Consider the following 11679-nt stretch of genomic DNA (forward strand, 5'->3'; position numbering starts at 1 on the left):
CGGGTGCGGGCCACCACACGCTGTATTTCGCCCCTCGATTTCCCTCCGCCCCCGCTTCCTGTACAATCGCGGATTGCCCTGAATTTTCGCCGCAATCCGACAATGCAAGAACTCCGCCGTAATCCCCTCCCTGCCACCGTTGACGCCACCGGCAGCGCGACGCCGCCCAAGGTCGGCTTCGTCTCGCTCGGCTGCCCCAAGGCGCTGGTCGACTCCGAACAGATCCTCACGCAGCTGCGCGCGGAGGGTTACGAGACCGCCAAGTCGTATGCCGGCGCGGACCTCGTGATCGTCAACACCTGCGGCTTCATCGACGCGGCCGTGCAGGAATCGCTGGATGCGATCGGCGAGGCGCTGGCCGAGAACGGCAAGGTCATCGTCACCGGCTGCCTCGGCGCCAAGAAGGATGCCGCCGGAGACGACATCATCACCAAGGTGCACCCGAAGGTGCTGGCCGTGACCGGTCCGCATGCCGTGGCCGAAGTGATGGAATCCGTGCACCTGCACCTGCCCAAGCCGCACGACCCGTTCATCGATCTCGTGCCGGACCACGGCGTCAAGCTCACGCCCAAGCACTACGCCTACCTGAAGATTTCCGAAGGCTGCAATCACCGCTGCAGCTTCTGCATCATCCCGTCGATGCGTGGCGACCTCGTGTCGCGTCCCATCCACGACGTGCTGCAGGAGGCGGAGAACCTGTTCAAGGCAGGCGTCAAGGAACTGCTGGTGATCTCGCAGGACACGAGCGCCTACGGCGTCGACGTCAAGTTCCGCACCGGCTTCTGGAACGGCCGCCCGGTCAAGACGCACATGACGCAGCTGGCCGAAGCGCTGGGCCAGCTGGCCAGGCAGTACGGCGCGTGGGTGCGCATGCACTACGTGTACCCGTACCCGCACGTCGACCAGGTGATCCCGTTCATGGGCGAGCACGTCCTGCCTTATCTCGACATCCCGCTGCAGCACGCGCACCCGGACGTCCTGAAGCGCATGAAGCGCCCGGCGAGCGGCGAGAAGAACCTCGACCGCATCCAGGCCTGGCGCAAGATGAATCCCGACCTCACGATCCGCTCCACGTTCATCGCCGGCTTCCCGGGCGAGACGGAGGCGGAATTCGAATACCTGCTGGACTTCCTGAAGGAAGCGCAGATCGACCGCCTGGGCTGCTTTGCCTACTCCCCGGTCGAAGGCGCGACGGCGAACGCGATCGCGAATCCGGTGCCGGAAGAAGTCAAGGAAGAGCGCCGCGCGCGCGTGATGCTGCTGCAGGAAGAGATCTCGGCCAAGCGCCTGCAGGCGAAGGTCGGCACGACGATCCGCGTGCTCGTCGACGAGGCGGGCCCGCGCGAAGCGATCGGCAGGTCGGCGGCGGACGCGCCGGAAATCGACGGCGTCGTGCACATCAAGCGCGCCCTCGCGCCGGGCAAGGCCAAGCCGGCCGTCGGCGAATTCATCGACGTGGTCGTGACGAAGGCGGATGCGCACGACCTGTGGGCGACCGTGGCCTGAGCGATCGAGACGGCGCTGCGGCGTTGGATGCTGCTTGGGTTCCCGCCTGCGCGGGAACGACGGGTGGAGCGGCCGCAGTGCTTGCAACCTGGGTTTCCGCCTGCGCGGGAACGACGAACACAGCAGTGGAGTACCCGACGTGACCAAACTGTCCATCCAGACCACGCTGACGCACAGCGACTACCGCCCCCCGGCCGGCTTCGCCGCCTACCCGACCGCCATCCACCACGCCTCGACCGTCCTGTTCAAGGACGTGGCCAGCATGCGCGCGGGCGACTGGCGCAACAAGACGGCCTATACCTACGGCCTGCACGGCACGCCCACGACGTTCACCCTGGAAGCCCGGCTGGCCGCCATCGAAGGCGGCACACACTGCCTGCTGGCGCCGTCCGGCCTCGCCGCGATCTCGATGATCCTGCTGGCGCTCTTGAGAGCGGGCGACGACGTCCTCCTGCCCGATAACGTCTACAACCCCACGCGCGAGCTGGGGCGCTGGCTGGCCAGCGACTTCGGCGTCACGGCGCGCTTCTATGATCCGCTGGTGGGCGCGGGCATCGCGGACCTGCTCCAGCCGAACACGAAACTGGTCTGGACCGAGGCGCCGGGTTCCGTGTCGATGGAAGTGCCGGACCTGCCCGCGATCTGCGCGGCGGCGCGCGCCAGGGGCATCCCGGTCGCGCTGGACAACACGTGGGCCGCGGGGCTCGCGCTGCGCGGCTTCGACGTGGGCGCCGACATCGTCATGCAGGCGCTGACGAAATACCAGTCGGGCGGTTCGGACGTGCTGATGGGCGCCGTGATCACGCGCGACGCGGCCCTCAACGAACGCATCGCCATGGCGCACATGCGCCTGGGGATGGGCGTCGGCGCCGACGACGCCTACCTCGTGCTGCGCGGCCTGGAAACGATGAAGCTGCGCTTCGACGCGCACGACGCGGCCGCGCGCAAGGTGGCCGGCTGGCTCGAGGGACGTCCGGAGATCGCGAAGGTGCTGCACCCGGCGTTCGCGGATTGCCCCGGCCACGACGTGTGGCAGCGCGATTTCAACGGCGCCGGCGGCCTGTTTTCCGTCGTCTTCGATGCGCGCTACAGCGGCGAGCAGGTCGACCGGTTCGTCGATTCCCTGGCCCTGTTCGGCATCGGATACAGCTGGGGCGGGACGCACAGCCTCGCCGTGCCGTACCGGATGCAGGGGATGCGCCGCGCCTGGGCCGACGCCGGCGCGCTCGTGCGTTTCAATATCGGGCTCGAAGCGCCCGACGATCTCATCGCCGATATCGCGCAGGCGCTCGGCAAGCTGTAACCGCCGTCACACCGGCATCGCCCGATTGTTGTTGAGGTCGAGAAAGCCCCGGATGATCCGGTACGCCATCCACAACCACGCGCCGGCGCCGACGAGCCACGCCAGCGGAATCCCGATGAGCGTGATCGCGAGACATACCGCCACCGCCATCCACAGCAGATAGAACCAGAACGACCGGATCATCCACGTGTGGTGGCTGTACACCATCGTCCCGGCCGTGTCCGGCCGCCGGATGTAATTGACGATCAGCACCAGGATCGACAGCGTGCCGAGCGAAAAGAAAAAGGTGAGCGCGTGCGCGACGTACAGGATGCGCGCGAACTGCTTGGCATCCTCGAGGCCGCGTTCGTGGACGAGTTCCTGGGCCATGCTATTCCTCTGAAATCAGAAGTAATAGCCGATATTAGCATTGAACCGATGACCGGACGATTTGGCAGCCCCGCCCGTGCCGAGGGCGTTGCCGAAGCCCGGCGACAGGTAGGGCTGGTTCGTGGCATTCGCGACGTCGACGATGATGACCCAGCCGCCCGACGCGAACGTAATGCCCGTCACGTTCTGATAGCTGTCGGCATAGCCGGCGGCGGATTTCCTGAGCCGGCTCCAGTCGTTGTAGACCATGAACTGACTGAACGGCCCGATCGAACCGGGGATTTTATAGGTGAGGTTCGCGATGTCGATGTGTCCCCTGGCCGCAAGACGATTCGAGAAGCCGAACGCGCCGATCAGGACGCAGTCCTTGTCGCAGGCGCCGTACCAGTTGCCGGCCAGCGAGCCGTTCCCATCGAAGTCGTTGTCGTACTTGATCGTCTCCAGCTGCACGCCGAGGTTGCCGAATTCGCCGGCCACATGCAGTGCGCCGGCCCGGCGGTTGCCGCTGGAGAGCGCCGGGCTCGTTGCGGCCAGCTGTCCGGCCAGGACGGAGGCGCCGAGCTCGGTTTTCCCGCCGGCGAACGGGAAGGCATATCCCAGCCGCGCGACGAAGGTATTCTTCTCCTCGCGGCCATAGCTCTGCATCAGGTGATTGCTGAAGCGGACAGAATCCAGCCCATCGAGTTCCGCGGTGCTGTCGGTCCAGGACAGCAGATGGCGGCCGTCCGACGGCAAGAATGCGACGTTGGCGTGCAGGCCGCCGATCCTGCGCTGATACTGGACGCCCATCGCATACGTGTCCTCGTAGCCGGCATACCAGGCCATCGATTCGAAGAAGTTATTCGACGCATAGGGCAGAATGCCGAACGGCATGCGCTCCTGTCCCACATGGAGTTCGCTCTTGTCGGCAAACCGATAGCCGGCCCACAGATATTCGTTGAACAGCATGTCGGCGCCCTTGCTGGCGCCCGTCTGGCGGCTCGTGTAGTGGTAGTACCGCTCGCGTCCCGCCGCCAGGAAGCGGCCGTCGTCGTATTTGAAGCCGAGGCGGGCGGTGTCGAATTCGGGCGTGCCCTTGCGCTGATCGTTCCAGCTCAGTGCTTCCACCCACATCCTGATCGCGCCATCGAACTTGAGCGGGTCCTTGCCGCTTTCCTGCGCGGATGCGCCGGACGCCGATAAAGCGAGGCAGGCGCCGGCGATGGCAAACACGACCGCGCCGGTTTGTTTCCGGTTATTCATTGATTTGTTTCCTGGCAGGGCGCGACAGAAGCGGCTTGCCGTGGGCAGCCGCCGGGGCGTCGGCATCGATGCGGAATTCCCCGACCAGCGACACCAGCAGTGCCGCCTGGTCATGCAGGCTCTCCGACGCGGCAGCGGCCTGCTCGACCAGCGCCGCGTTCTGCTGGGTCGTGCCGTCCATCTGCGCGATGGCCTGATTGACCTGCGCGATGCCACTGCTTTGCTCGGCGCTGGCGGCGCTGATCTCGACGACGATATCGGTGACGCGCCGCACGCTCGCGAGGATCTCTTCCATCGTATGGCCCGCCTCGCCGACCAGGGTGCTGCCGGCGCCGACCTTGTCGACCGAGTCGCCGATCAGGCCCTTGATCTCCTTGGCCGCCGAGGCCGAGCGCTGCGCCAGGTTGCGCACCTCGCTGGCGACGACCGCGAAGCCGCGGCCCTGTTCGCCCGCGCGGGCCGCCTCGACGGCGGCGTTCAGCGCCAGGATATTGGTCTGGAAGGCGATGCCGTCGATCACGCCGATGATGTCGACGATCTTCTGCGACGATGCCTTGATCGAGCCCATCGTGTCCACCACCTGGGCGACGACGGCGCTGCCGCGGGCGGCGATTTCCGACGCGCCTTGCGCGAGCTGGTTGGCCTGGCGTGCGTTGTCCGCGTTCTGCCTCACCGTCGACGTCAGTTCCTCCATCGACGCGGCGGTTTCTTCCAGCGCGCCCGCCTGCTGCTCGGTGCGGGCCGACAGGTCGGCGTTGCCCTGGCTGATTTCGGTGCTGGCCAGGGCCACGTTGTCCGAACTGTGGCGCACGCGCGCCAGCACGTGCTGGAGCTTGGCGACGAATTCGTTGAATCCGCCCGCGATCTGGGCCAGTTCGTCCTTGCCCCTGACTTCCAGGCGCGCGGTGAGGTCGGCGTTGCCGCCGGCCAGGCCGGCCATCGCCGTGCCCAGCACCCGCAACGGCTTGGTCAGGCGGTTCAGCACGGACACCAGCACGACCGCCGCCACCACGGCGCACAACACCGACACCAGCAGCGTATAGGTGAGCAGGTCGCGCGCATCCGCGGTCACCACGCGCTGCGGGAAGCTGAGCTTGATCGACCACGGCGCGATGTCGGGCCGCAGCCGGATCGGCTGCAGCAGGTGCACCTCGCCCCGGGTATCCGCGTATTCATAGGTCTGGCCCTGGCGGATGGCCTCCAGGCCGGCAGCCGGGATGTCGTCGGCCTTCCTGCCGGTGCGCGCGGCGTCCGGATTGCTGGCGTACAGGCCGCCGTTCGACACCAGCGCCAGGTGGCCGCCGTCGATGACCTTCAGCGACGCGAGGATTTCGCTCAGCCGCGACAGTCCGAAGTCGACGCTGGCCACGCCGCTGAATACGCCCTTGACCATGATCGGCACGTTGAAGGACGTCATCGCCACATCCTTGCCGTTGATCGGATAGGTATGCGGTTCGGTCATATAGATCCGGCCGGTGCTTTTCGGGATGTCGTACCAGTCGTTGGCATGGGGCTTGTCCGCGAACACGATGGGTTCTACGTGCAGGCCGCCCGACGCTTCGCGCGAGTAATAGGGCATGGCCCGGCCGGTGGCGTCGTATTCCGGTGCCTTGCCCGCATACTCGGCATCCTTGCCGTCGAGCGCGTCGGGCTCCCAGGTCACGGTGGAGCCGTTCAGGTCCTCCGAGTCCAGTACCGTCGCCTTGACCATCTCGCTCATCTGGGCGCGGGTCAGCGCGATGTCGGCGCCGCGGGTCGTGCGCATGGTGCGCGCCAGGCCCAGGACCGTCGTCAGGTGGGACCCCATGCGCGCCTGCACCGCGGCGGCGGCCTCGCGCGCGGTCGTGCGCGCCAGCTTCATGCTCGATTCCTCGGCGCTGCGGCTGCTGCGGATGCCGGTGACGGTCGACGTGGCGGCAAGGCTGAGGATCACCAGCACGGTCGCGGTCAGGCAGATCTTGGCGTTCAGGCTCAGGGAGCGGGAAGCGGAACTCGGGCCGCCGGGAACCGGGCGGCGCGGCGCGGCAGGCTGCGCCTGCAACATTGGGCTGGATGTCATGGGAACTCTCAGGGTACGGGTCTCGGGGAAAAATAATTCCGTGTGGAAAATTTTAGGCCGGACAATGAGAGGATGAGCAAAAAAGGCGACAAAAATCTGCCGTGAATGCCTCAATGCGGCATGGCTGCCACACTTCCAGTCGTGTTCAATTACATACCGTAAATTAAACGCACGAGCGTGCGCCCCGCGCCCCGCGCGTCATGCAACGCGCGCGTACTGCTGCACCCAGGCCATCAGGCGGTTCGCATCCATCGCCCCCGCCTGGCGCGCGATTTCGCGCCCTTTCTCGAACAGCGCGATGGTCGGGATGCTGCGGATGGCGTAGCGCGCGGCCAGGTCCTGCGACGCTTCCGTGTCCACCTTCAGCAGGCGCACGCGCGGCTCCAGCCGGCCGGCGGCCTGGGCGTAGGCGGGCGCCATCATGCGGCACGGACCGCACCAGGCGGCCCAGAAGTCGACGAGGACGGGAATGTCGTTGCGCGCGACGTGCTTGTCGAAGCGGGCCGACGACACGTCGGTGGGCTGGGCCGTGAACAGCGCCTGCGCGCATTTGCCGCAGACCGGCTGGTCGACCAGGCGCGCGCCCGCCACGCGGTTGACGGCGTCGCAGTGCGGGCAGACGATGTGCAGGGAATCGGCCATGGTACCTCCTGTGTGATGGTCATATTGTAGTGGCGCGGCGCGTGCGCCGTCGGACATCTCGTTCGGCATAGAATCGGGTGCCGGGCGGATGCCCTCCAACATGGGTTCAGATGAGCGAATTGCAATCCACAGCGAGCGGCCGGCCCCTGATCGGGTGCGCCGGCTGGAGCATACCGAAGGACGCGGCGGCCGCCTTTCCGGGCGCGGGCAGCCACCTCGAACGCTACGCGGCCGTGTTCCCGGCCGTCGAGATCAATTCGTCGTTCTACCGGCCGCACCAGCCGCAGACCTACGCCCGCTGGGCCGCCAGCGTGCCGCAGGATTTCCGGTTTTCCGTCAAGCTGCCGAAGGCGATCACGCACGAGGCGAAGCTGGTCGACGCCGACGCGCTGCTCGACCGTTTCGTGCGCGAGGCCGGCGAGCTGGGACCGAAACTCGGCTGCGTGCTCGTCCAGCTGCCGCCCAGCGGCGTGTTCGATGCGGCGGTCGTCGGCGACTTCCTGCCGCGCCTGCGCGCGCGCTTTCCCTGCATGCTCGCGATCGAGGGCCGCCATCCGACGTGGTTCGGCGACGCGGCCACCACGCTGCTGCGCGAGCACGGCGTCACGCGCGTGATCGCCGATCCGCCGGCCGGCCAGCCGGGCCCGCACGTGCCGACGACGGGCGCGTCCTACCTCCGCCTGCACGGCACGCCGCGCGTCTACTACTCGGCCTATCCGCGGGCGTTCCTGCTGGACGTCGAACAGCGCATCGCGGCGCTGGCGCGGCCGGGCGCGGATCTCTGGTGCATCTTCGACAACACGGCCGAGGGCCATTCGGTGCCGAACGCGCTGGACGTGCTGCGTGGCGTCGATGTCTCCGCGGCCGCATGAGCCATGGCCACCGCGACGTTCCGCTTCTACGGCGAATTGAACGACTTCCTCGCGCGCGAGCGGCGCGGCCACGCGTTCGCGACCCCGTGCGCGCGGGCGGCGACGACCAAGCACATGGTCGAGGCGCTGGGCGTGCCGCACACGGAGGTCGAACTGGTCCTCGTGAACGGCGACCCGGCGGGGCTGGACGACATCCTGGAAGAGGGCGACCGCGTCGCCGTCTACCCGCGCTTCACGAGCCTGGACGTGGCCGACGTGGCGCGCCTCGCCCAGCGCCCGCCGGGCCGCGCGCGCTTCGTCGCGGACGCCCACCTCGGCGCGCTCGCGCGGCTGTTGCGGATGGCGGGGTTCGACACCATCTACCGCAACACCCTGCATGGCGCGGAGGTCGAGGCGATCGCGCTGGAGGACGGCCGTGCCGTGCTCACGCGCGACCGCGCACTGCTCAAGCGCCGCGGCATCGAGTACGGTTGCTATGTGCGCGCCCTGACGGCGCAAGCGCAGCTGCAGGAAGTGGTCGAGCGCTTCGGGCTGGGCGAGCGCGTGCGCCCGTTCACGCTGTGCCTGTCCTGCAATGCGCCGCTGCGTCCCGTGGCGAAGGCCGACGTGATCGATCGCCTGCCGCCGCGCGTGGCCGCGACCCGGGACGAATTCAGCACGTGCGACCGCTGCCACGGCGTGTTCTGGAAAGGCTCGCACTGGCAGCGCATGGCCGGCGTGCTCGACACGATCGTTTGCGCCGCGGGGGCCGAAGACGGCCCGCATTGATATACACTACTTTCCCGGACGAGCAATCCGTTGACGGCGTGATCCCATGTTGCAGCAGGCATCGATACCCATCCGCATCGAATGTCCCCCTGGCGCCTGCGTCTGCGAGCGCGAGGTGCTGCTGGCCGACCCGGACGCCGACCTGCGCCCGCTGCGCCTCACGCGCAGCGAAGAGCAGCGCCTGCTCGAACGCATCGACGCCGTGGGCAGCTACGCGGAGCTCACGCGCCTGCAGGACCGTATCCGCGCCAACCTCGGGGTGGAACTGCGGATCGAGCCCGGCCCGAACGAGGTGCGCACTCTGCGCGGCATCCTGATCGTGCTGGAAGACCGTCCGGGCCTGTGCAAGAAGGTGCGCCAGTCGGTGCCGGCCGCCGTGCGCAGGGTACTGGAGCGGCATCCCGAGATCACGTACGCGATCCTCGACGCGCACGACCTGTTCGGGATGCGGGGCGGCTGAAGGCAGGCCGTCTTTGCGCGCATTCCACGGTACCTCGATCATTCCATAACCCTCGTCAAACAATGCAATTCGACGCGCGGCGATTCCGAATGCGCGGCGGATGGGAATGCGTTCTCCGCGAATCGTTTCGATCTGGATGGGCCCGGCGATGATAAGCGCGTCGACACGCCGCTTGCATTTCTTCAGGGTTCGTTCCCGGCCGATTGTGGCAAATCCTGGGTGAGCGTTGGGAAAATCCGGAGCCGCCTGCGGTTGCTTGACACGTGCGCGCGCTTGGAGAGAGCATGAAACGGTCATAAGGTTTTATGACGCGATTGAACCGATGCGATAACGATCCGGGGGCGAAAATGCCGAGACCAGTATGCGATCTACAAGCGGTCCTCAACCTGACTCAACCTTTAGGGCCGATTCAACAGGAGCATATGGAAGATTCCTGTGCCGAAAAACTGCTTGATCATCAGGTTGCTCCCTTCCGCGAAATCGCGGCCGAACCTCATATGTTGTTGTTGGGCCGGAAAGGGGCCGGAAAAACGGCGGCCCTCGCCGAAATACGGATTGCTGCAAGCCGACGGGGCGATGTGCGCCGTGCCCGCCCGCTCCCCCAACGCGGTGCGCAGTTCGTTCTTGCGATCGACTCCTGGCCCCATTTTCACGAGGTGGTGTCCCGTGTCGGCCGAAACGTGCAGGGAGAGCAAGTCAGCCCGGAATTAATTCCGCCCGAGATGTACAGAGACTTGTGGGTCGATTCGCTCTGGCACGAAATTATCACTTATTTCTACGATTATGCGCATGAGGATGACACGCGTGCCGATTTAATGCCGGTGCACAGGTATATCAATGCGGAAGCGCCTACGGGCGTGCCGCTCAAGCTTGCGGCCCAGCAGATGGCCGAAGATGCCAGGGACGCGATCGTCAGCTTTCTGGACCAACGCGACGCTCAGCTTTTCTTTCTTGTCGACACCATGGAGCGTTATCCCATACGTAATTCCGTATTCGCACAAACGCTCAGCGGGATGTTTCCCGCGATGTATAAGATCAAGGCAAATAATTCGCGCATTAAAATTATCTTCTCTGTCCCCGAGGAGATCGAGTCCTTCATGGCGGCCGGCTCGGCGAATCTGATGAAGGATTTTGCATCGTCATTTCGTGTGCGCTGGAAACCAATTGACCTGGTTCATCTGATTGCATACCGCCTGCGCGCCTCGGCATCGATTCACGATCGGCCACTTTATGAGCGGACGGAGAGCCTGGATTTTTCGAAACGGGACGATCTGCACAAAATGTTGAGCGTTATTCTGCCGGAAACGATACGAAATGCATGTGGTAATGACGAGGATGCGTTGGCATACATTATCCGTCATACACAGTTACTGCCACGGCAAATATTGTTTATTTTTAACGCGGCGCTCAGCGAGCAATTTCGTAAGCATAAGACTTTCGAAAATGTAAAGGGAGAGCTGGTGCGGAAGGCGGTCACCGAGTCGCAGCGGTTCATCGGCGAGCAGATGTTGACACTGTATCGGAACGTTTATCCAAAATTGCTGACCGAGGCCAGGAAGATATTGCCCGACCTCGAGCCGATCTGTGACTATCAAAGCTTGCGCAAGATAGAGTCCCGTTTTAACAGGAATATTGAAGACGACGTCGTGTCCATTTGGGATACGATGTTTGAAATGGGTATATTGGGGCGCTCGACCACGAAAAGCGGCGATCTTTCCAATCCGCCCATGGACGAGAGCCGCTACTGCTACGGGCAGTTCCATTTCAACGCCGATTCGGGTTTCGGTCTGGCGACCGACGGCGAGTACTGTTTTCACCCGATCTTCGCGCGTTATTACGGAATGGCGCGTCGCAAGGAAGAACAACGCGTAGTGTATCCAGCGAATATCGATCTGGAGAACATATATGTCGATCAAAGTTCCGGATAAATTGCCCGCTCTTTTTCTGGCGCGATTTTTATGGCTCGCGGTCGTGGTGATCATTGTATGTTCGCTGATTGCTGCCCAGCACACCGGAGATGGCCACTGGGTCAACCGGGGCGGCGCCGGGATTGCAGCGCTGGGCGCCGCGTCCATCCTGCCGCAGATAATGGAAGAAATGCGCCTGGAAGACGAGGCGCGGGAGCTGGAAGAAAAGCATGGTCAACGTCACTGGAACCCGGTGCCGCGTACCCGGATTGAAGAGCTTGAAAGCGAACTTGCCGCGAAAGCCTTGAAGGAAAAAATGTCCAGAGTACGTAGCGAGCGTCTGTATATTGCAAGCCGGGTTGTCGTGACGGCCATGATTGGCGAGCTGCTTCATGGGGGCGGGGATCTCGCCGCGTGTAGCCTGCTTATCGCTTGCGCGGCGCACTGATGTCATTGGACATGGACACAGGCGGTTTCGCTCGTTGCGCGGGCACCCGGCGCGGGAACGGGCGCAGCAGGAGGATCACCGGATCATCGGGGAATTTTTGTTG

Annotated in this window: 11 protein-coding genes; 7 read left to right on the forward strand and 4 right to left on the reverse strand. The window is 65.0% G+C overall.

Features of this window, described 5'->3' with window-relative positions; all coding sequences use genetic code 11:
• Positions 1-102 precede the first annotated feature (102 nt).
• Both rimO and ACEN9Q_RS09285 read left to right on the forward strand, forming a co-directional pair.
• Positions 103-1506, forward strand: coding sequence for a 30S ribosomal protein S12 methylthiotransferase RimO (gene rimO / locus ACEN9Q_RS09280; RefSeq protein WP_495628162.1), 1404 nt, complete (start codon positions 103-105; stop codon positions 1504-1506).
• A gap of 139 nt (positions 1507-1645) precedes the next feature.
• Complete coding sequence (locus ACEN9Q_RS09285; RefSeq protein WP_495628163.1) at positions 1646-2809, forward strand: cystathionine beta-lyase; 1164 nt, start codon at positions 1646-1648, stop codon at positions 2807-2809.
• A 6-nt stretch (positions 2810-2815) separates the two neighbouring features.
• Here ACEN9Q_RS09285 and ACEN9Q_RS09290 read toward each other — a convergent pair whose 3' ends face one another.
• The 4 genes from ACEN9Q_RS09290 to trxC all read right to left on the reverse strand — a co-directional run bounded on the left by ACEN9Q_RS09290 (position 2816) and on the right by trxC (position 7121).
• The gene (locus ACEN9Q_RS09290; RefSeq protein WP_495628164.1) at positions 2816-3178 is read right to left on the reverse strand and encodes a DUF4870 family protein; all 363 of its coding nucleotides are present in this window, start codon (positions 3176-3178) and stop codon (positions 2816-2818) included.
• Between the two features lie 15 nt (positions 3179-3193).
• The gene (locus tag ACEN9Q_RS09295) at positions 3194-4420 is read right to left on the reverse strand and encodes a hypothetical protein (protein WP_495628165.1); all 1227 of its coding nucleotides are present in this window, start codon (positions 4418-4420) and stop codon (positions 3194-3196) included.
• Entirely contained in the window at positions 4413-6479 is a 2067-nt protein-coding gene (locus ACEN9Q_RS09300; protein WP_495628166.1) for a methyl-accepting chemotaxis protein, read from the reverse strand. The genes ACEN9Q_RS09295 and ACEN9Q_RS09300 overlap by 8 nt, the downstream gene beginning before the upstream one ends.
• Before the next feature lie 198 nt (positions 6480-6677).
• Positions 6678-7121, reverse strand: coding sequence for a thioredoxin TrxC (trxC, locus tag ACEN9Q_RS09305; RefSeq protein WP_056445860.1), 444 nt, complete (start codon positions 7119-7121; stop codon positions 6678-6680).
• A gap of 110 nt (positions 7122-7231) precedes the next feature.
• Here trxC and ACEN9Q_RS09310 point away from each other — a divergent pair, with 110 nt between their 5' ends.
• From ACEN9Q_RS09310 to ACEN9Q_RS09330, 5 genes are all read left to right on the forward strand, one after another.
• Positions 7232-7993 carry a DUF72 domain-containing protein gene (locus ACEN9Q_RS09310; protein WP_495628167.1) on the forward strand — a complete coding sequence of 254 codons (762 nt, stop codon included), beginning with the start codon at positions 7232-7234 and terminating at the stop codon, positions 7991-7993.
• 3 nt (positions 7994-7996) lie between these two features.
• Positions 7997-8761, forward strand: coding sequence for a Mut7-C RNAse domain-containing protein (locus ACEN9Q_RS09315; RefSeq protein ID WP_495628168.1), 765 nt, complete (start codon positions 7997-7999; stop codon positions 8759-8761).
• Positions 8762-8807: 46 nt separating this feature from the next.
• Entirely contained in the window at positions 8808-9221 is a 414-nt protein-coding gene (locus tag ACEN9Q_RS09320) for a hypothetical protein (RefSeq protein WP_495628169.1), read from the forward strand.
• A gap of 422 nt (positions 9222-9643) precedes the next feature.
• Complete coding sequence (locus tag ACEN9Q_RS09325; RefSeq protein ID WP_495628170.1) at positions 9644-11149, forward strand: P-loop ATPase, Sll1717 family; 1506 nt, start codon at positions 9644-9646, stop codon at positions 11147-11149.
• Positions 11127-11576, forward strand: coding sequence for a hypothetical protein (locus ACEN9Q_RS09330; RefSeq protein WP_495628171.1), 450 nt, complete (start codon positions 11127-11129; stop codon positions 11574-11576). Before ACEN9Q_RS09325 ends, ACEN9Q_RS09330 begins: the two co-directional genes overlap by 23 nt.
• Positions 11577-11679 lie beyond the last annotated feature (103 nt).

It is taken from the genome of Massilia sp. Masssp93 (assembly GCF_059491295.1).

What these genes read in the sequence shown, in the direction of transcription:
- ACEN9Q_RS09295 (WP_495628165.1), bottom strand. Translation starts at nt 4,420, where the DNA reads ATGAATAACCGGAAACAAACCGGCGCGGTCGTGTTTGCCATCGCCGGC.
- trxC (WP_056445860.1), bottom strand. Translation starts at nt 7,121, where the DNA reads ATGGCCGATTCCCTGCACATCGTCTGCCCGCACTGCGACGCCGTCAAC.
- ACEN9Q_RS09320 (WP_495628169.1), top strand. Translation starts at nt 8,808, where the DNA reads ATGTTGCAGCAGGCATCGATACCCATCCGCATCGAATGTCCCCCTGGC.
- ACEN9Q_RS09315 (WP_495628168.1), top strand. Translation starts at nt 7,997, where the DNA reads ATGGCCACCGCGACGTTCCGCTTCTACGGCGAATTGAACGACTTCCTC.
- ACEN9Q_RS09300 (WP_495628166.1), bottom strand. Translation starts at nt 6,479, where the DNA reads ATGACATCCAGCCCAATGTTGCAGGCGCAGCCTGCCGCGCCGCGCCGC.
- ACEN9Q_RS09330 (WP_495628171.1), top strand. Translation starts at nt 11,127, where the DNA reads ATGTCGATCAAAGTTCCGGATAAATTGCCCGCTCTTTTTCTGGCGCGA.
- ACEN9Q_RS09325 (WP_495628170.1), top strand. Translation starts at nt 9,644, where the DNA reads ATGGAAGATTCCTGTGCCGAAAAACTGCTTGATCATCAGGTTGCTCCC.
- rimO (WP_495628162.1), top strand. Translation starts at nt 103, where the DNA reads ATGCAAGAACTCCGCCGTAATCCCCTCCCTGCCACCGTTGACGCCACC.
- ACEN9Q_RS09290 (WP_495628164.1), bottom strand. Translation starts at nt 3,178, where the DNA reads ATGGCCCAGGAACTCGTCCACGAACGCGGCCTCGAGGATGCCAAGCAG.
- ACEN9Q_RS09310 (WP_495628167.1), top strand. Translation starts at nt 7,232, where the DNA reads ATGAGCGAATTGCAATCCACAGCGAGCGGCCGGCCCCTGATCGGGTGC.